Raw genomic sequence first — 23,331 nt, 5'->3', positions numbered from 1 at the left:
CCTTAAGCGGCCTGAGATTTCAGAGCTTTTTTGTTCAATAGAGGATTAAGCACGAGGTAACTGATTGCACCACCTAACACTGCGTTCAAAGGAACAACGCCAGGTAGGAAGTGACCAGCGGCTACGCCTGTTGCTACCGCGATAATGCCAGCCCAGTTAACTGTTTGGAACTCTGCATTTGCAAAATCTTTGTAACGTTTACGGTTCGCGAAGAAGTCGGCGATGATTACGCCACCAATTGGTGGAATCGCCAGCGAAAGGAAGGTTAACCAACCAACGAAGTTGTTGTATAACCAAAGTGCGAAAATCGTACCGATAATGCCGTTAATGATAGACATTGTAGTACTTGAGCGACCAGTGATGTTAGATAAACCAAGGCCAGATGCATAAAGTGCGTTTTCATTGGTTGTCCAGATGTTCAAGCCAAGAACGATGATTGCTGGAAGCAGTAGTCCTTGTGCAATCATCACATCTGAAATGTCTGATTGGCCTGTTGCTGCTGCACCGGCTGCGCCAAAGATAAACATCAGCGAGTTACCGATGAAGAATGCAACCATTGTGATTAATACTGCGCTCGCTGGCTTTTTACCAAAGCGAACAAAATCGGCCGTTAGCGTACCTGCACTAACAAATGAACCTACAACCATTGCTAAGGCCATTGAAAAGTCCATTGGAGTTTCTGGCTTAATCAGTTGTAGCTGTTCTAGTCCGCCAACGCTGTCTACCGCAGTCAATACTGAGTAACCACCTAGAATTGCAATCGCTGGAACCGCAATCGCTGAAAGCACCATTAGCGCTTTAATACCGAAGTACACCGTACCTGTCATCAACAGGCCTGACACAATAATCAAAGTGTTGGTATCAATGCCCGTTGCTTTTTGTACTGGAATAGCAAACATCGCAACACCCACACCAAACCAACCGACTTGTGTACCACCAAGTAAAGCAGAAGGAAGCCATGAGCCTTTAGTACCGAAAGAGAAACGAGCAAGAAGGTGGGTAGAGAGGCCAGTAGATGAGCCGATGTAGCCAAGAAAAGAAGTGTAAATACCGAGGATTAGGTTACCGATGAGAACGGCGAGGAAGAAATCGTTGAATGAAAGACCTGTCCCGAGTGAACCACCTGTCCACATACTTGCAGAGAAGAAAGTGAGTCCAAGCATTACCATGGTGAGTGAAGCGACTCCTTTCCTAGCCGATGTAGGAACCGGCCCTAGACTGTAGTTATTATCAGCAGCCATTTTTTACCTCCGCAAATGATCAAAATTAAAATTAACGGTCGCCGTATTGCAGGCAAACGTGCGCATTATGGTGATATAAATAACATAGTCAATGCTAATTTTGTCAATAAGGGCCCCTAAAAACCAGTTATTGCAGTAATTGTCTTGTAAAACATAGGATTATTTTCTGCCTTTATTTTAAAAAAATAAATAGAAAACGTTTTCTATAACGGGTTAGTTATCTGCTGTTCTTGGTTGGCTATGAATGCTTATTATTATACGTCTGAATGGGTGTCTGTATCGAAAAAGAGGGCGGTTGGCCAAACTGCAGGCAAAAAAATAGCCAATCGCAATAATCGCAATTGGCCTATATATTTTGTGAACAAGAATAGGTTCACTAACAACGTCAGTTGGCTAGGTGACCCTCGGCTTAAGAAGGGTCAATATATACATTGCAGTTAGTGTGCCAACTTTTAAAACCACGTAAAACGGCAGTTTTATAGCAATCTGGTGCGTATTTGAGCGCTTAATTTGCGTTTTGGCAGTGCCAGATTGCAAAATGCAATTGCGATTTGCAACTTTAGAGTGTTTATTCGTTTTTCGGGTTTGTGTTCTTTCTGGCACGAATGGTGAAATAAACAAAAAGCCCGTGCGATCTAAGAGCGCACGGGCTTGGGTATAGCTTCACCAGTGGGGGGTATTAGATGGAGTAGAAGAAGTACAGTTGAGACTTCATTCTAATGATGATCCCGCGTATTACGTCTAGGAACGCCATAAAGCTGATAGGCTTCTCACCGCTTACCCACGCTAATCCGACAGAGCCAACAGGAATATCGTAACCCTCTGCCTCATCAATTTTTAAACGAACAAAGTGGTGCTTGTTCTGAAGGTTTCGACCTGTGGTGACACGCACCTGTTCATCGATACCGAGTAAGCTCGCCTGTGCCTCACCCGTCGCCTCGACAATGCCTTCTACGGTTGCCGAGAATATCTTGCCAGGGTAAACCGCCGTCGCAAATTCTGCAGGTTGACCTACTTTGATGTTACGAATCGCTTGGTGGTTTACTCGCATCAACACGTACTTCTCTTCAGTGTACATTTGAATACGAGGCATCATTGAAACGCGCTGACCTTCACGAAGAATAAAGTTAGTCACAAAGCCATCTGTAGGAGCGGTGACTTTAGTACTGTTAAGATCCCATTGTGCTTGAGCCAATGTTGCCTTCGCTGAATCCACCTCTGTTTGCTTTTTACTAACGTTAGTTTCGGCTTTGTGAATGTCGAGCTTCGCATTTTCTGCATCGACTTCTTTCTTGCTCAGTTGAGATTCCAGCGTAGTCACATTGTGAGTCGCTAAATCTACCTTTGCTGTTTGTTGGTCGATGTCAGTTTCGGTGATCGTGTGTTGTACGACACTGTTTTGTTTCTGGTAACGATCAAGCGTTTTAGATTGCAGTACTAAGTCGGTTTTCGCTGACTCTATTTGTGCAATTGAAGCTTTGATGTCCTCTAGCGCTGAGCGATAGCTTACTTTAGCAATGCTGACTTCTTGACGAGCTGTGTCTAACGCGACCTCAGTTGACTCAAGTTGAACACTTGCTTTGTCTCTTGCAATCACATATTTGGTGTCGTCAATCTCATAAATCAGTTGTCCTTCAGCCACATCTTGGTTGGGATGGATATGGACTTTCGTTGTTTTACCCGACACATTGGTTGAGTCTGGACGCAATTGAATGTGCGGAGACTGAACAACCGAACCGCCCGATAAATCCATCGGAGTAAAGTTGAGTAGGCCTACCCACACAAACAACAACCAAGATGTGCCACCGAGGTACGCAAACGCTTTGGTGCCTTTATTCCAAGGCATACCAACCAGTCTGAGTAAATAAATGAACAGTGCCCAAATGGCTAAGCCTTCTAACATGCTTGGCTCTCCTCATCTTGCTTGTCGGTCGTCGACTGTTCCTTCGGTGCAGCTGGAGATTTCCATGTATCTCTTAGGTTGATGATGGCTTTTTCCATATCAACAAATGCCAAGATTACTGCGAGTACCCATACCCAGTGCCATACGAAGCCAATCCATGTTAATGCGGTAATCAAACCGAGCTGGTGATGATCTTTACTGTGAGCTTTATTGATTGGTAATTCATGCACACGCCAGAACCCGTAACATGCTGCCGCGATGGTTGCGACCAAAACTACGCCAGCCACTACGTGTAGTGCAGTATCTGCGCCTGTTCCGACAAATGGGACACTAAGTAAACTCATTGACAAACCCTAGGTTAAATTGAGCACCGAGTGTGATTGATATCAGATTTATAGGTTGCAAATTTACTAATTACTTTAATAATGAGTTTTATATGATTTGATCTGTAATTTGGATTTCTAGGCGTAGTCGCAAATGAACAATTGTAACTTCCTAAGAGCATTAGGAATTTTAGGTGTATATCAGTATGCAGCGGCCAATCGTGACTTAGATATGGACTCTTTGGGCATTCCAAAGTCAGTATTTGCTAACGCGATGAACCTGATTCCAGTGAATGAAGTGGACCAATGGTATGGCTTACTCGAACAGAAAACCCGCGATCCCGACATTATTTTGAAGCTGGCTGATAGGGTGGATATTGAAAAGTTAGGGCCACTTGCGAACTGGTTTTTCTCTGGTCATGACCTTGCTTCTACGATTCGTCGAGTCAATATCGGGTTGCACTGTTTACAGTCGGGGGCTTTCTTATATGGCGCGCAAGTTGGGACACTCATTAAATGGTGTTATGACAACCCTGAGTATTCTGAGGTTGGAAAAGTACACGATTCCGTGCGTATCGCGATTTTTATGATGAAGATCCTAAGGCGTTACCTAGGGCCCGACTTCAAGCCAGCAGCCGTATCCATTGCAGGCTATCGTGAGAATACTGAGCTTTATCACGAGTACTTTGGGTGCAATATCCAGTGGGGACAACCACGTACAGAGGTTTGGATTCCTAGTAAGTCGAGGTTATCGATTAATCAATCACCAAGCGTCGGTAAAATGGGTTTGGCGATGAATTTTCATGATTTAGACAATTACCTCAACATGCCAGATGCAGGTGATGAACATAAGGTGACCTATGAGATGATCAACTATAGTCGTCACTTTGGCCTTCCTACGTTACATAAAGTATCCAGTTTATTAGGGCTTTCTGAGCAGCAGTTTCAACGCCGTTTGCATAAGTTGGGCGTCAACTTTTCAACCATCATGGGTTATGCACTGAGCAATGTGGCAGTGGAACTGTTGAGCTATAAACTCCCGGTCGAAGAGGTCGCGAAACGTTTAGGCTACACCAATGTGGCAAGCTTTAATCGAATGTTTAAAAAGCACCGTGGCTTAACGCCTAAGCAATATGTTGAACGATTTTGGACGGATCTATAGGTTATTTTAATAGGCCAAGCTTCGCTTTTGTAATAAGCCTGATAAGTAAACCGCAGCCCAAGTGCTTAGAATGAAAGGTGCTGTTAATGGCAGCAGTGCCAAGGTGTGAAAGCCTAGAGTAATAAGGCAACTCAACAGAATACCTAAGATGACGAATGGCCAAGCTATTCTTGGGCAAAGCACCAAAGCTAAGGTTGCAAGAATCGCGTTGTAACCATAAAGACCTTGCTTGATCAGTTCGTTGTCAGCACTAATCAGAGAGCTAAATAGGGTACTGATCAACACCGCAAGCAGCATCCAAACAGCGTGCTTTATGCTGTACAGTGCGATTGCGACCAAGATAACCAATCCGGACAATTCATTATTGATAAAGCTGACTTGGCTGATCCCTTTTAGCATGGTCACCACAAACGTTGGTAAGTCGGTTTCTGCATCTGTACCGATATCAATGAGTGGCATTAACGCAATGCTGGATGTTGAAAATGCAGAAAGCTCGAAGGTTGACTGGACAACATAAATTCCCCAAGAGGTGATAACAAAGGCACTGGTGTAACCGCGGTACTTTTTAAAGCTAAACACTATCTTAGCGATTGGAACGGTGAGTAGGGCACCGAAGACCGTCACAACAGCTAGTATTGGGGTGACTCCAAAGAAGTTACCAATGAACAACCCGATCAGTGCGCCATTTAAGGCATACATACCACTATTAAGATCATGAGTTGTTTTTCTGTTGGTGTTAATGCTGTTGGTGTTAACACTGTTATGGATAAAGCGAGCTAATGTGTAACTGCAACTGGCACCAAGTAAAGTAAGACAAGCCAGTGGAATGGATTCAATAGAGATAGCTAACAATAACAGAAGGGATGTTACGACAGATGGTGTGAAATAGACTTGCCCAATACCATTGAGCAAGCCTTGAAGTGGAAGAGTGTCCTTATTTGTGTTCATCATCTGGCGACAGAATTTCATTATGTTAAATTTTTGATACGCCAGATTGTATACAACTATTCTTGGTTGACCATCTTCGTGTGTTAATTCTGATACCAACGTTCACCATAGGCTTGTTGGTAATCTGGCTTTTCAATGATTCCTTCCTGTTCTGGTACTGTTTCTAGTGGCCCAACAACGGTTCGGTAAGGCAATACGCCTGCCCAAACGGGAACGTCCATATCAGCTTTGTCATCATTCACACCATGCTTTCCAATTTTTACCGATGCTTCGGTTAGTGGAATCGCCAATAACTCGGTGGCGGTGAGCTCTTTTTCGTTACTCAGCCTAACCTCATCGGTTCTTCCCGGTGCTATCTGCTCAATGAAGATGTTCAACAAGCGATCCTTTTCTTGGTTGTCATCAATGACTGAAAAAGAGCCGAGTACCACTGCAGAACGATAGTGAGCACTGTGATGGAATGCAGAACGAGCCAACACCCAACCATCGAACAGAGTGAACGTTAAACAGGTTGGTTCTCCTTTCTTTAAGCCCTTCAGCAAGCGGCTGTTTTTGGCGCCATGAATATAGACCATGTCATCCACTCGCCAAGCAAGCATAGGGATAACCATCGGGCCGTGTTCGCCTTGCAATGCGATGTGTGCGATTAAGCTTTCATCAATGATCTGATGCAGTTTCTCTTGTTCAAATACGGCTTTGTGAGCCCCTTTCTTAATCGTGGTTCTTTTCGTGTTAGATAACATAATCGCTCCTTAATCATTGCCTTTTGATCAATGTAGCGATTAACTGGTCTATTAAATAGAGCCACTTTTAAACACTACTTGGATCCAGTTATGCAGCCTATTGATGTCGGTGACCTACAGTTAGATGGACAAAACGACACGCGCCAAACCGCCTTGTTTCATGCGATCCGAGAGAAGATCGTTCGAGATTTATGGAGCAAAGGCAGTAAGTTACCCTCAACACGTAAGTTGGCCGTAGAACTGTCGGTAAGCCGAAATACGGTGATCTATGCGTACGAACAGTTGGTCACGGAAGGCTACATCGAGAGCAGACAAGGCTCAGGCTTTTACGTGTCGGTTGAACAGCCGGAGCATTTTCTCAGTTTGTCTCAGTCGAGCCATATTCAGAGTTCACATGACTTGAGTACAGAGGCTGATACACCAAGTGGCGCAAGAGTGACCCCCAATGACATTAACCGAAGTTTTGCGCCGGGTGTCCCTGATCTGGATGCATTCCCGTTTGCGAAATGGCAGAGGCTGCTGCAACGCCATTCTACACGTCAGAACATTGCGGGTAATCAAGAGGTTCAGGGAAGCTTGGCCTTGAGGGAAGCATTGAGCGGGTATCTTGCAAGCAGTCGTTCAGTTCATTGTTGTGCCGACCGAATCATCATCACCGCAGGTGCGCAGCAAGCCATCTCAATCGGATTAATGGCAACGTTAACGATGGGCGACAAAATCCTTGTAGAGGAACCCGGTTATCGACAAGTACATAAAATTATCGATCTGTTGAGACTAGAGTTAGACGGTGTAAATGTGCGTGAAAAGGTGGGGCTAGATATTGAGAAAGTGTTGGCCAGTAATGCTAAGGCTCTGTATGTCACACCGAGTAACCAATACCCAATGGGCACGACTTTAAATACTGAACAACGCCTTAAACTGATCGACTGGGCCAATCAACATCAGTCATGGATCATTGAAGATGACTATGACAGTGAGTTCCAGTTTGCTCATCGCCCTTATACCAGCATGCAAGGGTTAGCGGGAAAGTTGGGGTTCGATGATCGCATCATCTATGTCGGCTCTCTGAGTAAGGTTATGTTCAATGGCCTTCGATTAGGGTACTTAGTGGTGCCAGAAAGTCTGGTGGCGAAGTGTCTTGAGATCAAAGACGCGTTAACGGGAGACACGGCGTCCCACACGCAGGAAGCTTTGGCGGATTTTGTTCGAGAAGGCGATTTGCTGCGTCATATTAGAAAGATGCGTCGGTCATACAAACTCAAGTATGAAACCATGATAGAAGCGATTGAAAGCGAGTTTAACGGTGATCTTGAAGTGATCAGCCAAGCGGCGGGGCTACATGTGACCGTGAAGTGGTCCAATGGAATATCTGAAACTGAATGGAGTCGTAGAGCTGAGCTTGAAAATATCATCATTCGTCCGTTTGATTTTTATGAATATGGATCAAGTGATGCTCGTGATTGGAGTGGGGCGGTGCTAGGGTTTGGAAATATCCGTTTGGCTGAGATAAAGCCGAAGATCAAACAGATCGCTCGGCTTTTTTATCAGTGATATTGGTAGGTATCGTTTACAGCTTGTCGACAGAAACGGTGGGTTTACCCAACCACTTTCGCCAAGGGAGTGACAATGTCACAAAAATAGTCACGGCATAGAGCATCGACCAACTTAAACAGATAAACACCAAGGTACAGATGACCAATGAAAGCATGGCTGTGTATCTAGATGCGCCTGTTAGTAATCGGCAAGCGGCTAACATTGCGAGCAGATAAACCAGAACAAAAATACCGTTGGCGAGCTTGAGAAAGAACTCAAGGTCTAAATTAGACAGCTCACCAATCACACACGAAATAAGCACGACAAAGCCAATTGCTAACGTTGGGTAAAGCGGTACGCCGTGGCTGTTCAGTTGAGCCATTCGACTTGTAGGGCTGTGTTGGCGAGCTTGAGCCCAGATCATTCGTGATAGGCTTTGTGTGTAAAGGTTTAGGCTGGCAAAGCAAGCAAAGAACCCCAGTACGCTGATGACAGTTTTGAAGCCATTGCCAAACAGTTGTTCTGTTACCCAAGGGATGGATGTGGCGTCGAATTCAGGTGAACCGTAAGCACCCAGTTTAAGAATCACCACTGAACAAGCCCAGTACACTAACCCCGCAACAAAACAGCCTGCAATGATGGCGATTGGGAAGTCACGTTGTGGATTTTTGAACTCCTCTCCCATGTGAGCAAAAGCTTCTATTCCGACAAAGCACCAAAACATGACAGCCAAAGCTGCGCCGATAGACCACATCGAATCGGACGAGATGGCTGGAAGAGCAACATCGGCTACCGTGATGTCGGCTTTCCAAACAAAAGCGCTAACCAAGGCAAAAATCGACAATGCGATCACGGTTTGCAGTCGGCCAGAAGATTTACTGCCCATCAAATTGACGGCAATAAGCAGGGCGACAGTAAAGGATTGAGCACCCAGAGTAGTGTCGAGAGGTGCGGGTAACAATTGTTGTGCAAAACCACCAGCCAGTGCAATGGCCGCTGGAATACCGACAGGAATAACACTCACAAACAACCAAGCCACGCTTGTTTCTAATCGCTCGCTAAACGCCTGACGCACAAAATAGGCAGTACCACCTGCATTCGGGTAGCGTTTTCCTAATGCTGCGAAGGTCAATGCAATCGGGCAAATAGCGATAAACAAGATTAACCAAGCGAGTAGAGACAGCTGACCTGCAATACCTGCTGCGATCGCAGGGATCATAAATAATCCCGTGCCTAGCAAGGTCGTCGAGAGTTGTCCGATTCCTGAAATAAGCGTGATTTCTTGTTTGAGTTGTGTCATTCGCTCTCCTAGCTATTTGATTCTGGTCACGGTCTTCCAGTAACTTTCTTCTGGTGTGTGTGAAGTTATGAATGAGAGCATACATTGTCGACATCAATAATACAGCTAGCGAAACGTCTTAAGACACCGTCATTTTAACGGTATTAATCCGATTCAGCGTGAAAGTGTCGGCTGTCAGAATGGCTGTTATAAGTCGGAAAGTTGTGTCAAATTAGGCGTTATAAATAGAACAATAAATGGAAAGAATCAGAAATATGGATAAATTTGATCGCCAGATTTTGGATATTCTAAAAACCAATGCACGATGCTCAGTGAGTGATATCGCCCGAGATGTCAGCCTCTCGCGCTCGGCAGTGAACGCCAGAATCAAGAAACTGGAAAGCGACAAAGTGATTACGGGCTACTGCGCTCAAGTGGCAGAGCCTAACCATACGAAGAATGTGTGCGCTTATATCTTGTTGAAGTTCGACATGTCGAGTAGTGACCATAGCTGTGAGTCTTACGCGAAACAAATCCAGAGTATTGATGAGGTGCAATGGTGCCACTCGATTAGCGGTGAGACCGATATGATGCTTTATGTTGAAGTGGAAAGCATGGAGAGCTTGAACCGAGTTCGCGATCAGCTGCAAAGATACCCAGATCTTCGCCACTTAATGACTCATACGGTTTTGGCCGAGTTTTTCAACAAACAGAATGCGACGGTGCATTCATGTTAGGCAATATCAACTTAAATCTACTGCGCTCACTGCATGTACTTCTTGAAGAGTGTCATGTGAGCCGTGCCGCCCAACGTTTGCATATCACACAATCCGCAGTGAGCCGCCAGCTCAGTCAGTTACGAGATTTATGTGGCGACCCTTTACTAGTCCGTGACGGCAATAAACTGGTGCCGACCAACCGTGCATTGCTACTCAAAGGCAAACTCGACGACTTGCTTGGCGAGTTTGACCACCTGTTAGATGATAAACCCTTCGAACCGCAAGACTGGCAGGGTGAATTGGTGTTGTCTTCGAGTGATTATGTGGCTCAGTATATTCTTCCTGTGATTGTTGCAGAGGTGTCCGCTGAAGCGCCGAACATCAATTTGGCTTATCGATTGTGGCAGCCCAACTACCTTGAAGCACTGAACGAGTCGGGGATTCATTTGGCTTCCAGTATGTTTCCCACAAAGCCTGAACATGTCTCAAGCATCAAACTTGGCGAAGATAAGTCGGTGTGTTTGATGCGCAAGTCGCACCCATTGGCTCAACAAGCGGTTTTGAGTGCAGAAGATATTGTTCACTATTCTCACATCAAAGTGACGGGTGGCGGAGATAAAGACAGCTACGCGGACATAGCATTGAAGAAGCAAGGGCTGAAGCGAAGAGTGGCTTTGCAGGTCCCGTTCTTTTCATCCGCTGGCACTGTGCTAATGCAAGACGACTACTTGATGATCGTGCCAGAACATATCGCTTACAACCTAGGTCGACACCTCGATACTACCTACTTTTCGTTGCCATTTGATACGGAAATGCATACCTATTGGTTAATGTGGCACCCTAAATATGACAACGACTCTGCCCACAAATGGGCGCGAGAAAAAGCATTCCAAGCCATGCAAAAGTCGAGTTACAATATCAGTATGACTTGAAATCATAAGTATGATGATAATCTTTGATTTCAAATAATACCTCCTGCGGATTATGGTAAGTGCCAAGTATTGAGTATTAAGCGTAGAGCGTTCAGCTGGAACGCTTTATTTATTAGGAATGGAATGATGACAGTAACAATTTGGTTTTCTTTATTAGCGATTTGCTTGTTGGGGGCAATGTCTCCGGGCCCAAGTTTGGCGATGATCGCTAAACACAGTTTGGCTGGTGGCCGTATGAACGGGCTTATCGCAGCTTGGTCACACGCTGCTGGCATCGGTATTTATGCGTTCGCAACCATTGTTGGTTTAGCTGTTGTGCTTGAGCAATCCCCAATGTTGTTTAAAGGTATTAGCTTAGCGGGTGCTGCTTATCTGCTTTATCTCGGCGTAAATGCGTTGCGTTCGAAAGGTGGTGTTGCTGCGAAATTAGAAGCGGGTGAAAAGATGAGTTACATGCAGTCTGCTCGTGAGGCTTTCTTGATCTCTATCTTGAGCCCAAAGATCGCATTGTTCTTCATCGCTCTGTTCAGCCAATTTGTCGCATTGGGTAATGAGCTGACCAATCAGGTTATCATTGTCTCAACGCCACTGATTGTCGACGGCCTTTGGTACACCTTTATCACCTTGGTACTGTCTAGCCCGTTGATTATTGAACGTATTCGCTCGAAAGCTCAGTTGATTGATCGACTATCTGGCGTGGTGTTGATCTTGCTTGCTGTTCGTGTGGTGTGGACGATATAGCAGTCGCTCATACTAAGACAAGATCCTATATACATAAAAAAGGCTCACTAGACGTTATCTAGTGAGCCTTTTTGAGTTCTATGGATTGGTTTCGAAAGGCTTGAGCTTATTAGCCTTCAGAGTTCAGCACGGCATCTAACTTCGCCATCGAGTCTGAGAAGTAGGGGTTATAGGTCAAACGCGCATGGTTCTTCCCTTCTTCACGATATCCCCATGCTGAGTACCAAACTTCACTTGTCGCGTTACACTCGGCTTCAAAGCCTTCAGCCTGACCATTAGAACAGATCTTCTCGCTACCATTGATCCCGTAGTACGGGTTGCTTGGCGAGAACAATAACCCCATGTGAGAGCCGTTCGAGATACGTTGCTCTGGAATCTTCATGCTGTATTGAACCGCGCGAGGATCGTCGAGTGTGGTCTCTCCTTGCCAAACCAACACATTGTTTGGGTTTGGCATAGACTCAGTAAACGCTTGTTGCACGAAGCTGGTGTCAATGACACTGTCGCCTTCACTCATCATAATAAACACCGGCTTATCGAAGTGTTTATCTTGTAAGTCTTCGCGAACCACTTCCGATGTCTCGTAGTAAACCGAGGCGCCATTCATTGGTAGTGAGTTGTAGCGAAGCACATTGTCTTCAGGATCTTGATCGGCCCACGTAACGAAGTAACTTGCTAGCCCTGCATATTGAACCGCAGACGAACTCGGTTGGAACGCAGGAGAGAACAGCAGTAACCCAGAGATCTTAGGGTCGTTCATCGCCTGTGAAGTCACTAGGTTCGCGCCTGTTGAATAACCGCCAAGCCACACAGAATCATATTCTTGCTCTAGCAACTTAGTGTGGTGAGCTACCACGCCCTGCCAATCTTCTAAGTTTGGCTGCATTAAGTCACCAACACGGCTGCCGTGACCGGGTAGTAATACCGTTCTCACTAGATAACCTTGTTCGGCTAAATGTGTCGCGATGTCTTTAAATGAGTAGGGTGAATCCCCCAATCCATGAACCAGTAGGACAGCCTTACCGTTCGGTGTTGCAGGTTGGTATTCGGTAGGTGAATTGAGTTGAATCTCTAGTTGCTTGTCTTTGGTCATGAACACACGGTTTTTCAGTAACCAATCTTGAGTGTCGTTCACGTAGGCGTCAAAGCTGTCTTGCTGATAGCTAGGTAAATCTGGAGAAGTTTTGTAAGCGGGTGCAGTGGTCTCGTTGGAGCAACCAACGAGACTTAAAGTCGTTAAAGCAATGAGCGTAATAATGGTATTTCTGGTCATTATTTAATGTTGTCTCTATCGTGTTTTATCTTCAAGCAAAAGCTTAAACTATTTTTTGCTTGAAAGGTCTTCGTATTCACCTTCAATAACACCGGCATCATTGGTTGATGACTGACGCGTGTTCATATGAGCTGCGAAACCTTGTTTCTTCATTTGATTCTGAATGCGCTTGCCAGTAATTAAAGCTGCAATAGCCAAAGGAATAGCAAGAATCAAGCTTGTGAATAGCGCCAAAAGGCCAGTAAACAATGCAACAATCGTAACTAATATATTTTTCATATTCATTCCTCTCTTTCTATGTTGTTACTTTATCGCTTCTATTCTGAACGAAACATGAACGTCGTTAAATATTCTTCAAGAGTCACTATGACACAGGTGTGTGTGGTTTGCGGGTTTATATGTAGTCATAAACACGCACTAAAAATATGGAATTTAATCAAGTCTTTTAAAATCAACAACTTAAAAGTTGGCACGCTTGATGCTCTATAGGGTTTGGAATAAGTCACTGTAAGCAAAGTACTTACAGTTAATAAAAATTACTGGAGCCCTTATATGTTCTGTATTCAATGTGAACAAACAATTCAAACCCCAACCGTAAAAGGCTGTTCTTTCGCACAAGGTATGTGTGGTAAAACTTCGGAAGTATCCGACCTTCAAGACGTGTTGGTGCATTCTCTTCAAGGTGTTTCTTTTTGGGCAAATTTAGGTCGCACTTGCGATGTTATTGATACTGAAATTGATGAGTGGGCGCCAAAAGCGTTTTTCGCAACTCTCACCAACGTTAACTTCGACCCTGCTCGTATCATCGAATTTGCACAGCAATCTCACGAATTCAAACAGCGTTTAGAGCAACAGGTACGTGCGGCTGCTACATTGATCGGCTTTGAAATCCCAGCACTTTCGGCTGCTGCGCAATTCGATCTTCCAACAGATTCTTCAGAGCTATTGGCACTTGCACCTCAAGCTGCGGTAAACCGTGGTCACGACTCTCAACATGAAGATGTGATTGGTCTTCGCCTTCTTTGCCTATACGGTCTAAAAGGTGCGGCAGCATACATGGAGCACGCGCGTGTTCTTGGTCAAACTGACAATGCTATTTTTGCTGAATACCACGAAATCATGGCTTTCTTAGGTACTGATCCATCTGACCTAAAACAACTGCTAGATACATCTATGCAGATTGGCTTGATGAACTACAAAGTAATGGAAATGCTGGATAAAGGTGAGACAGATACATTTGGTCACCCTCAACCAACAACCGTGAACGTGAAGACTAAGAGAGGTCACTGTATTCTTGTTTCTGGCCACGACTTGCATGATCTAGAAAAGATCCTTCAACAAACGGAAGGCAAGGGTATCAATGTTTACACTAACGGTGAGATGTTACCTGCACACGGCTACCCTGAACTGAACAAGTACCCACACCTTGCGGGTAACTACGGCAGCGCTTGGCAGAACCAGCAAAAAGAGTTTGCGAACTTCCCTGGTGCTATCGTAATGACATCTAACTGCCTACTTAACCCAGATGTAGGTTCTTACGCAGACCGTCTGTTTACGCGTAGCATCGTAGGCTGGCCGGGTGTTGCACACCTTGAAGGCGACGATTTCAGCGCAGTAATCGACTGTGCACTGGCGCAAGAAGGTTTTAAACACGACGAGATCGAGCAAATGATCACTGTCGGTTTTGGTCGTAACGCATTGATGGAAGCGGCACCTGCGGTTGTTGAGCAAGTGAAAGAAGGCAACATCAAACATTTCTTCCTAGTCGGTGGTTGTGACGGTGACAAATCTGAACGTAGCTACTACACAGACTTCACAGCTCAAGCGCCAGAAGATTCAGTCATCTTAACGCTTGCGTGTGGTAAATTCCGCTTCAACAAAAATCAATTCGGTGACATTAACGGTATCCCACGTCTGCTCGATGTAGGTCAATGTAACGATGCTTACTCAGCTATTCAGCTTGCTCTAGCACTGTCTAAAGAGTTTGATTGTGGCATTAACGAACTTCCGTTAACGCTGGTTTTATCTTGGTTCGAGCAAAAAGCGATTGTTATCCTGCTTACTCTGTTCGCTCTTGGTGTGAAAGGTATTTACACGGGCCCAACAGCGCCAGCTTTCCTAACAGAAAATCTACTAAAGATTATTCAAGACGAGTTCGATATGCGTTCTATCTCAACGCCAGAACAAGATCTTAAAACAATCTTAGCGGCTTAATTTAGGCCAACTCAAAGCCCCGTTGTTGTGACGTTTTTCTAAAACAGACAACGGCGGGGTTTTTTAGATTTAAATCTTTAGTCATTTAATCATTAGCAAGGTACACGAACTATGTATGCATGGTCGGATAGCGATTCAATCAATTTAGTGTGTTTAAAGAAATGGCACGAGACGCCAGATACGGTCAGCTTTGAGCTTGGCCGCATTCCACAAGACTTACATTTCAACTTTAAGCCAGGGCAGTTCATTACCTTGGGTTTGGATATGCCGACGAAAACCGATTACCGTGCCTATTCTGTAGCATCTTGTCCTGAAGATAACCGCCTGAAGCTGACGGTAAAGCGTGTGGAAGGTGGTTTGGTTTCGAACTTTATTGTTGATGAACTTGATGAAGGTGATGAGGTTTCTGTATTGAAGCCAGCAGGTACGTTTAACTGTATTGATTGCATGCCAACGGCAACACAGAAAGTAACGCTAGTGAGTGCAGGTTGTGGTATCACACCTGTGATGGCGATGGCAAAGTATTGGTTGGCTCAAGGTAGTGATATTGAAATCGATTTTGTTCACATGGCACGTAATCGACGCGAGACCATCTACTTTGAAGAGCTTAACCAACTTGATGAGACACATGCGAACTTCAATTTAAGATTACTGCTGAAAGACAGTGAAGGAACAAAGGCTCCTCAAGGCCGATTAGATAAGAATTGGTTAGTGAAACTGAGCCCAGATATCTTAGATAGAACGGTTTATCTGTGTGGGCCTGTAGGCTTCATGCAAGACATAGAAAACTACCTGAAAGAACTTGAGTTCAACATGGATAACTTTTATCAAGAAAGTTTTACTCCAGCGACTCAAACTAATGATTCACTAGCCAATAGCAATACTGCTTCAGAAGAATCACAAGCGGAAGCGTCTGCGGATTCAAATGGTGCTGTTAAGGTGTTTGTTCCTGCATTTGGTAAAGAAGTGGAAGCTGATGTGGGCACCCCGTTAGCTGATTCACTAGAAAAAGCAGGGGTTCCAATTATTATCGCTTGTCGTAATGGGATTTGTGGTTCGTGTAAGTGCAAAGTGACCAAAGGATCTGTGGAATCAAGCAGCCAAGAAACATTGACGCCAGAACAGATTGAACAGGGCTACGTGCTCGCATGTTCAAGTTCGATTCAGTCAGATGTTGAGGTGGAGTTATAACAGACGCGAAGCTGTGCAAGAGTGATGAAGACAAGGTCTTGTCATAGCGATAAAAGTTAGAGCGCTAGATGTAAAAAGGCCACCTAGATCAGTTAGAGAGAGCAGATCTAAGTGGCAACCCTCTTGTTTATACGGGGGAGCAAAACAAAAGGGGTTGCGAAGCCCATACAGACTTCGCAGATATAGTTATTATGTTGTGGAGCTTGTCGCGATGGACGTATCTACAAGAGCGAAGTTTATTAAACTTCTGGGTATGTCTTGTAGCGTACACCCATCATCTGTTCCATACAGTGAACAACTTGGCAGCTGTAGCCAAACTCGTTATCGTACCAAATGTACAACACGGCACGGTTGTCTTGTGCGATAGTCGCCACACCGTCAACCACGCCTGGGTGACGAGAGCCAACCAAGTCCGTAGATACAATCTCAGTCGAGTCTGTGTAATCGATTTGTGCAGACAGAGTAGAAGATAGCGCCATTTCACGCAGGTACTCGTTCAACTCTTCTTTGTTTGTGCCTTTCTCAAGGTTTAGGTTCGCAACTGCCATTGAAACGTTTGGCGTAGGTACGCGAATCGCATTGCCTGTTAGCTTACCTTCCATCTCTGGCATCGCTTTTGATACTGCTTTAGCAGCGCCAGTCGATGTCAAAACCATGTTCAGTGACGCAGCACGACCACGACGATCACCCGAGTGGAAGTTATCGATTAGGTTTTGATCATTGGTAAATGAGTGCACCGTTTCGATGTGACCAGACAGCACGCCAAACTTGTCGTGAACCGCTTTCAATACTGGCGTGATTGCGTTAGTAGTACAGCTTGCTGCAGAGATGATGGTGTCTTCTGGCTGAATAACATTTTCATTTACACCAAATACCACGTTCTTGATGTCGCCTTTACCGGGCGCAGTCAGTAGAACTTTCTTCGCACCGTTACACGCAACGTGCTGGCTCAGGCCTTCCGCGTCACGCCATACGCCTGTGTTATCAACCACAAGTGCGTTTTCAATACCGTAAGCCGTGTAATCCACGTCTTCTGGTTTGTTTGAGTAGATAACTTGGATGAAGTTACCGTTAACGATGATCGCTTTGCGTTCTTGGTCTACAACAATGCTGCCGTTGAATTGGCCGTGTACAGAGTCACGACGAAGCAGGCTTGCACGTTTTTCTAGGTCGCCATCTTTGCCGCCACGTACAACGATTGCACGTAAACGCAGTGGGTAACCCGGGCCACTTTTCTCGATCAATAGACGAGTGAGCAGTCGGCCAATACGACCAAAGCCGTATAATACAACGTCACGAGGTTCTGTCATGGCATCGCCTTCAAGCGATTCAATGAGTGCAGTTTGTAGGAAATCATCCAACCCGTGTGTGTCTTCGCGATCTTGCCAAAATGAATGCGCAAGGCGACCAACATCAATACGACATGGAGACAAGTCCATAGAGAGAAGGTGTTGAATGATAGGTTGAGTCTGTTCTGCTGTAAGAGGAGAACCAGTGTAACGTTTTGCGATGCGGTGAGCTTTGATGATGTCGATAGTTGTCGCGTTAACTAAGGTCTTACCAAAGAGGATAACTTCTACGCCTTTTTGACGGTATAACTGACCTAAAGTTGGAGCGATGGATTCAGCAATGGTTTGACTAGTTTGCCAATCTAGGAGGTGCTTTTCGGGACTCATCTTTACTCGGGACCTTTCACGTTAAGTTTCTGCATTCATGGCGGTTGTAGGGAAGCCAATCAGCATAGGGGATTTGAGGCATCAGGCTGTGGTCTTTATTGCCACTTAAATGTGCTGATATGCCTTGTGTGTAACTTGTAATTTTTATGTGGCAGGATTGTAAGGTACGACGGGTTATTCTGCTAGGAAAAATAAATGCAGACAAAATATCTTTAAATTGGCTTGACATTAGCCATAAATCAAGATTTGAACGTCGATAAAGACTATTGACTTTAACAATCTGTAGCACTTATTTTTCGTCAAAAAATACTCAATTCAAAAGATAATATGTAATACGGGTAATATTGAACATTAAAGGTGTGATCGCTAACTCAGGTTACACGTAAACAGTAAACGACAAATAAGGGAATTAACCAGTATTGTTGTTCGACCTTTGAATAAGTCTAGTTTGAGCGTGAAAAGTGCATCACGCAAACGATTGGATGTCACAATTTTAACCTAACTATCCGCTTTGTTAGCGCGCAGAGTCATTATTCACAGTCTAGTTGAGCCGCGAAATGTGGCCGTTCACTTGTTATGCGGGTGATAATAACTGGAGAAAACGTCTTTTGTATACATTTTGCTCACTGAAACCTCGCTTGTTTAAACCAGTCTTAATAAAAGCACGCCTTTCCGCTTTAAAGCACTTTTCTGGATACCAGTTGGCTTTAATTTTTCGTTCTGGGCTCAGAGTATCGTTTGTTCATATCCAATTTGATCAATAACCCTCTGTTAATGTCCTATTCTTAATTTGGGCTAGGTAAATTACTTTCGGGAAGGGAGTCGTTATAAAAATGATAAACATGTCAATTAGATGGCGTCTTATTTTTCTTTCCACGGTTTCTGTACTCATTATGTTCGGGTTTACAGTGAATGAAGTGCTTAAGAACGATGAGAAGATGAATCACCTTGAAACAACGCGTATTAAGGTTGAAGCGCTTCAATCTTTTAATACGGTTTCAAGTGATGCTTATCGATGGTTGATGCTGTCTAATGATTCCCCTGAGAAAGGTCAGTTGCTTTTAACACTGCAATCAGCGCTGGATAGACTGACTCAGTATGGAATGCGACTTCAACAGTTTGACAGCAATTGGAGCATTGATCCTCAGTTAGCTGAATTGAAAAAGCTGTTGATGAGCCTAGCGAGTGCGCCTGAAACCACAGACAACAGACAATTGACAGAGCGCGCTTTCGACTTGTTAAAAGACGTGCTGATGGAGCTGTCTGAATATCGTATGGCCTTAGTCGATGAAAATATCGGTCAAGCGGAAGCGATGTTTATCAATCTTACGCATTATGTGTTTTGGACTCAGAGAGAAGCGTGGTTAAGCTTCAGTTTGTATCGCTCCCCAGAGTTTAAAAACCAATACTTGCTTAGCTATGTCGGTGCTCTAGAGAGGCAGCAACAGCTATTAGATACCGTTTTCCGTTCGGATACGCGTTCTCCAAACATTAGACAGTTGTTAAACGCTGTTGCTAAAGATGAATTCCAAGACAAATTTACATCTCGAATCCTCAAAGGGGACTTTTCATCACCCGAAATCTATCAACACTTGAAAAGCTTAGAGATTAAAAAACGGGCGATTTCAAACGCGATTGGCGCTTACACCAATCAAATACAGTTTGAACTGACCAAGAATATCGCGTTGCAGAAAAGGCAAACCTTGGTCATGACGTTGCTTATACTCATCGCTTCTGGTGTTTTGATGTGGCTTGGGGTTGCGACATCTCTGCGCTTAAACAGAAACCTGTCGATTATCTTGAAAGGTGTGTCGGAATGCGCTGATAGCTACGGCCAGCCAAAGGTGATTCGTATCCAAGGGAACGATGAGCTTGCCGAGTTCACTGAAACCCTAAATCGAGTGATGGAACGCAACTATCTGTACAACAAAGAGTTGATAACAGCAAAAGAAGACGCGATTTCGGCTAACAAAGCCAAAAGCGCATTCTTAGCCAATATGTCACATGAAATACGCACGCCACTTAACGGGATCATTGGCATGGCTGAGATCTTATCTCAAAGCCAACTGAGCCCAAATCAACAAGAATTACTGGGGGATATCGAATCGTCCTCTCACTCTTTACTGGTGCTGCTGAATGACATACTCGACCTGTCTAAAATCGAGTCGGGTAACTTGATGTTGTCACCACACAATGTTGATTTGCGAGAAGCGGTTTATGACTCTGTGAGTGTGATTCAGTCGAAAGCGATAAGTAAGGATATTGAGCTCGACATCAATATCGATTATCAAACGCCGTCACAACTGTTTTTCGATGAGTACCGCGTGAGACAGGTGCTGACCAATCTGCTTTCTAATGCCATCAAATTTACGTCTAAGGGCACGATTACTACGGACATTGCTTATACACCTATGTCTATGGGCAGGGGCAAGCTTGAATGCAGTGTGTCTGATACTGGAATTGGGATTGAGCCAGAGAAGCTAGAGTCCATATTTGAACCTTTCACTCAAGAAGATGGCAGCATTACCCGCCAATTTGGTGGTACGGGGCTAGGGCTTGCGATTTGTCGACAGCTTGTTGATTTGATGGGTGGTTACATTACCGCGCGTTCAGTGAAAGGAGAGGGCTCTGCATTCACGTTTTGTTTGTATGTCGATATTGTAGAAGCGCCTGTTCAAACTTTTGATAACCTGAGCCGAGCGACCATCATATCGAACTCTTTCAATTACCTTGATCAACTTGTTAAAGAGTGTGAGCGTTTGAATGTTCGAACTAATGTGGTGTCATCCATTGCAGCCCTGAGTGAAAGTGTCAAAGAAAGCGACTTCATACTTTATTGTCATACCTTGCATCACTCTATGGAGAAAGATCTTGCGACGTTGAAGGCGATATATCCTTTGGCTCGCGTCATCGTTTGTCAGCATCACCTATTTAAAACCAACCTAATCAGAGAAACGGTCCACTCGACTCATACCTTGCCATTCTTGGGCCGACGTTTCTTAACCAGCTTACAATCTCTCGATGTCGGCGAAGAGCAAACGCCTCAAGTGGAAGCAAAAGATGAAGAGGTTCGCTCTCTGAATCGACGAATTTTGATCGTTGAAGACAATCTGATGAATCAAAAAATAGCGAGCTTCTTCCTTGAGCAAGCGGGTTATGAATATTTGATTGCCAGTAATGGCCAAGAAGCGGTGGATGTCATTACCCAGGGAGCTCAGTTTGATGCCATTTTGATGGACTGCATGATGCCTGTTATGGATGGTATAACGGCGACTCGTGCGATTCGTCAGTGGGAAGCCGATCAACAAGTCACACCATTACCCATCATAGCTTTAACCGCCAGTGTTCTAGAAGAAGACATCAAAGATTGTTTTGAAGCCGGTATGAACGCCTACTTACCTAAACCCTATAAATCTCACCAGCTGTACGATCTTTTCAGTAGCCTTGATATTGTCTAAGGGCTCCCTTATCAAGGCTAGCGCGACGCTACTTAACGAACTTCCAATCCAAGGTTGTATTGTGCAAGGCAACGACCGACATAGCTGATTTTCAACAAGGCTGCGACTAAGATGGTGCTGATGTGGGCGACGATTTGAATTGGCAGTGAGAAGTGATCGGCCATTGGATAAGCAACGATAATACTGAGAAGCATAAACAAGGTTGTGATAGCTAGACTGAAGTTTGAAACAGAAAGCAGAGTTTGAAAGCGTTGAGTCATCATCTTCATATTGAATTCCTAATTGCTATTAATAATTATGATACTTGTTATTAATAGCAATTAGCGTTCCAGTTTTAATTTAATCATTAAATCAAGTGGTTAAAGTGTTCTGTTAACTGTGTGAGTCATAATGACTTTATTGGCTATCATGTCTTTATGACTCTGTGGTGTGGTTACCACTGTCTAAATCCGCAAGTATCGATGTGGAATCGAACACCAGAATACAACCCCAGCCCAACGTTATTTTTTTGCCCAAATTCAGCATGAACCTTTTTAAGTTTCACGTGCAGATCTTCGCGAGTAATATTATTCGCAGGAACTAAGTCTAAGGCGCAGAATTCCAAGTGTTTACTTCGCAGTGCACCACCAGCTTGTTGATTGTAGATATTGGTTCGCTCTCCGGACACAGGGATAACAACACCGATTTCAGGCTCAATATATTGTTGTATGTACTTCAGGGTATTGATCATGTTTGGCACATGTTTCTTATTTGGGAGGGTAAACAAGGTTGTATTACTCATTGCCCAATCCGTCCCTTGCAATAGAACGAGATGCAGAGGCATGCTCTGAGTGACGCCATTGTCCTTGAGTTGTTGTCCGATCGCTCTCACTTGGTCTTGAGCGTGATTGAGGAGCATCCAACCTCGAAATGCTGATCGGGTCGGAACCTTGTAGCCATGAACATCGACCACGAGATCGTCATAAGTGATTTCGGTTTCTTCGGTATAAAGTTTCTCAAATTTTTCAGGGTAAGGTTGTGTCGTTGATAACGCCAAGGTAATCAGAATACTTCCGTACATAAAGTCTCTCCATCGCTAGTGTACACTCGTTATTTAGTTTGATACTGCTGTTGAGTTTCATTCATTTTGCTTAGGTACGCTTAAGTCTAGACGGTTAGGTTTAGACGCTTAAGTATAGACGCTGGAGTTTAGGTACAAAAAACCCACTACTAAGAGTGGGTTACTAACATTGTTACAAGTAAATTAGCGAAGTTAGATTACTTCTTACCTTGAGTTTGCTTGTCTTCTTCTGTCAGTTCACGAATGCGACGGCTGATGTCACGGCGAGCTTTAGAAATCTCAGCGCTCTTGATGATGTGGTCATCAACACGGTCTTCGTAGTCAGCTTTCATATTTTTGATAATGCCTAGGATTTCGTCGTGAGTCATCTCTGGCTTGATGTAATCAAGTAGGTTATCAAGAAGGTCGACACGCTTGCGGTTGTCACGAACTTTCTTTTCGTTGTCTAAAAGTTCACGCTTAAGTTTGTTCTTACGTCGTGCTTGGTTAACAATTTCAAATACGCTGCTCATAGATTCCTTTTCCTATTCGTCAAATACGTTGTCTGGTTCTGATTAAAGCACATCAATTGATGATGTAACAGTCTTTAGATCAAAGCAAAAGTAAGGTTGTTTAATTATTCGTCACTCTCGCTGATGTGTGATTGTTTTTATCTTGCCGTTCAAGTTAGTATCCCATGTAGATACTGCATTGATACGAAATGTGAAATGAATCAACAACAATTGGAAAACGACGAATTGGACGACAATGTCACTGAATCTTCAGCAGAACAAAACAAGCTTCGTGATGCGTATGTACAAGAGCGTACTTATTTGGAAGTCGTGGAAATAGAGCTAAACCGTTCTAAGATCATAATGATTGATGAACAGGGCAGAAAGAAACGAGTACCAATTTTGTCTGAACACTAGTTACTGCATTGTTAGGTGTTGAGATGG

The 23,331-nt window shown here is 44.3% G+C and carries 21 protein-coding genes; 9 read left to right on the top strand and 12 right to left on the bottom strand.

Going from position 1 to position 23,331, the window contains the following annotated elements:
- Positions 1 to 2: 2 nt before the first annotated feature.
- The 3 genes from codB to AC3CH3_RS16855 all read right to left on the bottom strand — a co-directional run bounded on the left by codB (position 3) and on the right by AC3CH3_RS16855 (position 3,488).
- On the bottom strand, positions 3 to 1,241 hold the full coding sequence (codB, locus tag AC3CH3_RS16865; protein WP_032548041.1) for a cytosine permease: 1,239 nt from the start codon (positions 1,239 to 1,241) through the stop codon (positions 3 to 5).
- 679 nt (positions 1,242 to 1,920) lie between these two features.
- Positions 1,921 to 3,144 (bottom strand): HlyD family secretion protein, encoded by a 1,224-nt coding sequence (locus tag AC3CH3_RS16860; RefSeq protein ID WP_019823390.1) that lies wholly within the window; start codon positions 3,142 to 3,144, stop codon positions 1,921 to 1,923.
- Positions 3,138 to 3,488 (bottom strand): hypothetical protein, encoded by a 351-nt coding sequence (locus AC3CH3_RS16855; RefSeq protein ID WP_019823392.1) that lies wholly within the window; start codon positions 3,486 to 3,488, stop codon positions 3,138 to 3,140. The genes AC3CH3_RS16860 and AC3CH3_RS16855 overlap by 7 nt, the downstream gene beginning before the upstream one ends.
- 133 nt (positions 3,489 to 3,621) lie before the next feature.
- Between AC3CH3_RS16855 and AC3CH3_RS16850 the strand changes: the two genes are divergently transcribed.
- A complete protein-coding gene (locus AC3CH3_RS16850) occupies positions 3,622 to 4,629 on the top strand; it encodes an AraC family transcriptional regulator (RefSeq protein WP_019823394.1) in 1,008 nt (335 codons plus the stop codon).
- Positions 4,630 to 4,635: 6 nt separating this feature from the next.
- Here the strand turns inward: AC3CH3_RS16850 and AC3CH3_RS16845 are convergent, their stop codons facing one another.
- Positions 4,636 to 5,580, bottom strand: a complete 945-nt coding sequence (locus tag AC3CH3_RS16845; RefSeq protein WP_029405525.1) for an urea transporter — start codon at positions 5,578 to 5,580, stop codon at positions 4,636 to 4,638.
- Between the two features lie 80 nt (positions 5,581 to 5,660).
- Positions 5,661 to 6,320, bottom strand: coding sequence for a pyridoxamine 5'-phosphate oxidase family protein (locus tag AC3CH3_RS16840; protein WP_019823398.1), 660 nt, complete (start codon positions 6,318 to 6,320; stop codon positions 5,661 to 5,663).
- A gap of 90 nt (positions 6,321 to 6,410) precedes the next feature.
- Here AC3CH3_RS16840 and pdxR point away from each other — a divergent pair, with 90 nt between their 5' ends.
- Positions 6,411 to 7,871, top strand: coding sequence for a MocR-like pyridoxine biosynthesis transcription factor PdxR (gene pdxR / locus AC3CH3_RS16835; protein WP_488538759.1), 1,461 nt, complete (start codon positions 6,411 to 6,413; stop codon positions 7,869 to 7,871).
- A 16-nt stretch (positions 7,872 to 7,887) separates the two neighbouring features.
- Here the strand turns inward: pdxR and yjeH are convergent, their stop codons facing one another.
- Positions 7,888 to 9,153: an L-methionine/branched-chain amino acid transporter gene (yjeH, locus tag AC3CH3_RS16830; RefSeq protein ID WP_488538758.1), complete on the bottom strand. Its 1,266-nt coding sequence runs from the start codon at positions 9,151 to 9,153 to the stop codon at positions 7,888 to 7,890.
- A 254-nt stretch (positions 9,154 to 9,407) separates the two neighbouring features.
- On the opposite strand from yjeH, the gene AC3CH3_RS16825 reads away from it, so the two are divergent.
- From AC3CH3_RS16825 to AC3CH3_RS16815, 3 genes are all read left to right on the top strand, one after another.
- Entirely contained in the window at positions 9,408 to 9,869 is a 462-nt protein-coding gene (locus AC3CH3_RS16825) for an Lrp/AsnC family transcriptional regulator (protein WP_019823402.1), read from the top strand.
- A complete protein-coding gene (locus AC3CH3_RS16820) occupies positions 9,863 to 10,783 on the top strand; it encodes a LysR family transcriptional regulator (RefSeq protein ID WP_017070979.1) in 921 nt (306 codons plus the stop codon). Before AC3CH3_RS16825 ends, AC3CH3_RS16820 begins: the two co-directional genes overlap by 7 nt.
- 126 nt (positions 10,784 to 10,909) lie before the next feature.
- Positions 10,910 to 11,524, top strand: coding sequence for a LysE family translocator (locus AC3CH3_RS16815; RefSeq protein WP_488539098.1), 615 nt, complete (start codon positions 10,910 to 10,912; stop codon positions 11,522 to 11,524).
- Positions 11,525 to 11,633: 109 nt separating this feature from the next.
- Here the strand turns inward: AC3CH3_RS16815 and AC3CH3_RS16810 are convergent, their stop codons facing one another.
- Entirely contained in the window at positions 11,634 to 12,797 is a 1,164-nt protein-coding gene (locus tag AC3CH3_RS16810) for an alpha/beta hydrolase (RefSeq protein WP_488538757.1), read from the bottom strand.
- A gap of 48 nt (positions 12,798 to 12,845) precedes the next feature.
- Positions 12,846 to 13,076 (bottom strand): hypothetical protein, encoded by a 231-nt coding sequence (locus AC3CH3_RS16805; RefSeq protein ID WP_017061777.1) that lies wholly within the window; start codon positions 13,074 to 13,076, stop codon positions 12,846 to 12,848.
- Between the two features lie 273 nt (positions 13,077 to 13,349).
- Between AC3CH3_RS16805 and hcp the strand changes: the two genes are divergently transcribed.
- Both hcp and AC3CH3_RS16795 read left to right on the top strand, forming a co-directional pair.
- Positions 13,350 to 15,011 (top strand): hydroxylamine reductase, encoded by a 1,662-nt coding sequence (hcp, locus tag AC3CH3_RS16800; RefSeq protein WP_488538756.1) that lies wholly within the window; start codon positions 13,350 to 13,352, stop codon positions 15,009 to 15,011.
- A 111-nt stretch (positions 15,012 to 15,122) separates the two neighbouring features.
- Positions 15,123 to 16,202 carry an FAD-binding oxidoreductase gene (locus AC3CH3_RS16795; RefSeq protein ID WP_488538755.1) on the top strand — a complete coding sequence of 360 codons (1,080 nt, stop codon included), beginning with the start codon at positions 15,123 to 15,125 and terminating at the stop codon, positions 16,200 to 16,202.
- Positions 16,203 to 16,441: 239 nt separating this feature from the next.
- Here the strand turns inward: AC3CH3_RS16795 and AC3CH3_RS16790 are convergent, their stop codons facing one another.
- Entirely contained in the window at positions 16,442 to 17,878 is a 1,437-nt protein-coding gene (locus AC3CH3_RS16790; protein WP_488538754.1) for a glyceraldehyde-3-phosphate dehydrogenase, read from the bottom strand.
- A gap of 893 nt (positions 17,879 to 18,771) precedes the next feature.
- Between AC3CH3_RS16790 and AC3CH3_RS16785 the strand changes: the two genes are divergently transcribed.
- Positions 18,772 to 21,336 carry an ATP-binding protein gene (locus tag AC3CH3_RS16785; protein ID WP_488539097.1) on the top strand — a complete coding sequence of 855 codons (2,565 nt, stop codon included), beginning with the start codon at positions 18,772 to 18,774 and terminating at the stop codon, positions 21,334 to 21,336.
- A 32-nt stretch (positions 21,337 to 21,368) separates the two neighbouring features.
- Here the strand turns inward: AC3CH3_RS16785 and AC3CH3_RS16780 are convergent, their stop codons facing one another.
- The 3 genes from AC3CH3_RS16780 to AC3CH3_RS16770 all read right to left on the bottom strand — a co-directional run bounded on the left by AC3CH3_RS16780 (position 21,369) and on the right by AC3CH3_RS16770 (position 22,908).
- Entirely contained in the window at positions 21,369 to 21,605 is a 237-nt protein-coding gene (locus AC3CH3_RS16780) for an SMP domain-containing protein (protein ID WP_019823418.1), read from the bottom strand.
- Between the two features lie 164 nt (positions 21,606 to 21,769).
- Positions 21,770 to 22,396: a D-Ala-D-Ala carboxypeptidase family metallohydrolase gene (locus tag AC3CH3_RS16775; protein WP_019823420.1), complete on the bottom strand. Its 627-nt coding sequence runs from the start codon at positions 22,394 to 22,396 to the stop codon at positions 21,770 to 21,772.
- Positions 22,397 to 22,593: 197 nt separating this feature from the next.
- Positions 22,594 to 22,908 carry a DUF496 family protein gene (locus AC3CH3_RS16770; protein ID WP_004730049.1) on the bottom strand — a complete coding sequence of 105 codons (315 nt, stop codon included), beginning with the start codon at positions 22,906 to 22,908 and terminating at the stop codon, positions 22,594 to 22,596.
- Positions 22,909 to 23,103: 195 nt separating this feature from the next.
- Between AC3CH3_RS16770 and AC3CH3_RS16765 the strand changes: the two genes are divergently transcribed.
- Positions 23,104 to 23,304 carry a hypothetical protein gene (locus AC3CH3_RS16765; RefSeq protein ID WP_488538753.1) on the top strand — a complete coding sequence of 67 codons (201 nt, stop codon included), beginning with the start codon at positions 23,104 to 23,106 and terminating at the stop codon, positions 23,302 to 23,304.
- Positions 23,305 to 23,331: the final 27 nt, after the last annotated feature.

It is taken from the genome of Vibrio sp. QJM3NY_35, assembly GCF_057785915.1.
The sequence above is the reverse complement of the archived record's forward strand: the minus strand, read 5'-3'. Positions and strand labels throughout refer to the sequence as shown.

Coding starts and splice junctions, on each gene's coding strand:
- codB (WP_032548041.1), bottom strand. CDS start 1,241: ATGGCTGCTGATAATAACTACAGTCTAGGGCCGGTTCCTACATCGGCT.
- AC3CH3_RS16860 (WP_019823390.1), bottom strand. CDS start 3,144: ATGTTAGAAGGCTTAGCCATTTGGGCACTGTTCATTTATTTACTCAGA.
- AC3CH3_RS16855 (WP_019823392.1), bottom strand. CDS start 3,488: ATGAGTTTACTTAGTGTCCCATTTGTCGGAACAGGCGCAGATACTGCA.
- AC3CH3_RS16850 (WP_019823394.1), top strand. CDS start 3,622: ATGAACAATTGTAACTTCCTAAGAGCATTAGGAATTTTAGGTGTATAT.
- AC3CH3_RS16845 (WP_029405525.1), bottom strand. CDS start 5,580: ATGATGAACACAAATAAGGACACTCTTCCACTTCAAGGCTTGCTCAAT.
- AC3CH3_RS16840 (WP_019823398.1), bottom strand. CDS start 6,320: ATGTTATCTAACACGAAAAGAACCACGATTAAGAAAGGGGCTCACAAA.
- pdxR (WP_488538759.1), top strand. CDS start 6,411: ATGCAGCCTATTGATGTCGGTGACCTACAGTTAGATGGACAAAACGAC.
- yjeH (WP_488538758.1), bottom strand. CDS start 9,153: ATGACACAACTCAAACAAGAAATCACGCTTATTTCAGGAATCGGACAA.
- AC3CH3_RS16825 (WP_019823402.1), top strand. CDS start 9,408: ATGGATAAATTTGATCGCCAGATTTTGGATATTCTAAAAACCAATGCA.
- AC3CH3_RS16820 (WP_017070979.1), top strand. CDS start 9,863: ATGTTAGGCAATATCAACTTAAATCTACTGCGCTCACTGCATGTACTT.
- AC3CH3_RS16815 (WP_488539098.1), top strand. CDS start 10,910: ATGACAGTAACAATTTGGTTTTCTTTATTAGCGATTTGCTTGTTGGGG.
- AC3CH3_RS16810 (WP_488538757.1), bottom strand. CDS start 12,797: ATGACCAGAAATACCATTATTACGCTCATTGCTTTAACGACTTTAAGT.
- AC3CH3_RS16805 (WP_017061777.1), bottom strand. CDS start 13,076: ATGAAAAATATATTAGTTACGATTGTTGCATTGTTTACTGGCCTTTTG.
- hcp (WP_488538756.1), top strand. CDS start 13,350: ATGTTCTGTATTCAATGTGAACAAACAATTCAAACCCCAACCGTAAAA.
- AC3CH3_RS16795 (WP_488538755.1), top strand. CDS start 15,123: ATGTATGCATGGTCGGATAGCGATTCAATCAATTTAGTGTGTTTAAAG.
- AC3CH3_RS16790 (WP_488538754.1), bottom strand. CDS start 17,878: ATGAGTCCCGAAAAGCACCTCCTAGATTGGCAAACTAGTCAAACCATT.
- AC3CH3_RS16785 (WP_488539097.1), top strand. CDS start 18,772: ATGTTCGGGTTTACAGTGAATGAAGTGCTTAAGAACGATGAGAAGATG.
- AC3CH3_RS16780 (WP_019823418.1), bottom strand. CDS start 21,605: ATGAAGATGATGACTCAACGCTTTCAAACTCTGCTTTCTGTTTCAAAC.
- AC3CH3_RS16775 (WP_019823420.1), bottom strand. CDS start 22,396: ATGTACGGAAGTATTCTGATTACCTTGGCGTTATCAACGACACAACCT.
- AC3CH3_RS16770 (WP_004730049.1), bottom strand. CDS start 22,908: ATGAGCAGCGTATTTGAAATTGTTAACCAAGCACGACGTAAGAACAAA.
- AC3CH3_RS16765 (WP_488538753.1), top strand. CDS start 23,104: ATGAATCAACAACAATTGGAAAACGACGAATTGGACGACAATGTCACT.